A 1,280-nucleotide genomic window follows, 5' to 3' on the forward strand; every position below is an offset into this window, starting at 1 on the left:
GCTTCCTGTACCGAGGGAATTTGCAGCAGCTGCGCTTCGATCTCGCCCAGTTCAATCCGGTAGCCGCGAATCTTCACCTGCTGATCAATCCGGCCCACATACTCCAGCTGACCATCCGGCAGCCATCTCGCCAAATCTCCCGTCCGGTACATCCGCTCCCCCGGTTCAAACGGGTTGTCCACAAACTTCTCCGCTGTCAGCTCCGGCCGGTTCAAATATCCTCTTGCCAATCCCTCTCCTCCGATGCACAGCTCCCCTGCTACCCCTACCGGCAGCAGTTGATTGGCCCCATCCACGATGTAACTCCGGTGGTTCGGCAACGGACGACCGATCGGGATCACCTGCCGGTCTCCCTCCTCACCTGCCGCCGACCAGATCGTCGTCACAATCGAGGCTTCCGTCGGTCCGTATGCATTGAAGTAGTCCAGCTTCCCCTTCCACTTCCTTACCTGCTCTGCACGAACTTCCGATCCGCCTGTGATCAGCTTCCTTAGCTTCGGCATCTGCTCGACATTCAGATACGCCGCATACGATGGCGGCAGGATCGCCGTCGTAATCCCCTTCTCCTGCATATAGCCTTCAAACAACCGATAATCCAAAATAGCCTCCGCCGTCGGTATGTACAGCGTTGCTCCGAAAAACAGCGCCTTGAATATTTCCCAGCATGACGCATCAAAGGATAAGCTCGCGAACTGCACAACCTTGTCCTCACTGCTCATCCGCAGCGTTTCCCCGAACATCAGCCTCAGGTTGCTCAGCCCGCGGTGCTCCACCATTACCCCTTTGGGCTTGCCTGTTGTACCTGATGTATAAATGACATAGGCCAAATCAGCCGCTCTGCTCCCAGCGTCCGGATTCGTTCCATCCTCGTTGTAGATACGCTCGTCCTCTACGACCAGCATACGTCCGGCAAAGGAGACCCGCTCCTGCAGATGACGCTGCAGCAGCAACAGTCCGGTCCCCGAATCCTCCAGCATATACCGGATACGCTCAGCCGGATACATCGGATCAATCGGTACGTAAGCTCCCCCGGCTTTCAAGATGGCGAATACACTGACGATCATTTCCAGGGAACGCTCCGTCATAATTCCGACCGGCTGATCCCTTCTCACCCCCTCTTCGATGAGCGTCCGCGCCAGCCGATTGGCCCGCTCATTCAGCTCCCGGTAGGTCAAGCTCTGCTCCTCGTATACAACGGCTACCTGATCCGGCGTTCGCTCCACCTGCTCCTCGAATAACTTATGGATCGTTTTTTCCTTCGGGTAGTCCGTATCTGTCGC

1 protein-coding gene is annotated in these 1,280 nt (G+C 56.7%); it reads right to left on the reverse strand.

The window, feature by feature from the left end:
• The coding region (locus AC6ROY_RS25355; protein ID WP_500103336.1) for a non-ribosomal peptide synthetase at positions 1-1,280 on the reverse strand (1,280 nt) is incomplete at both ends.

Source organism: Paenibacillus sp. sg306046 (assembly GCF_059821225.1).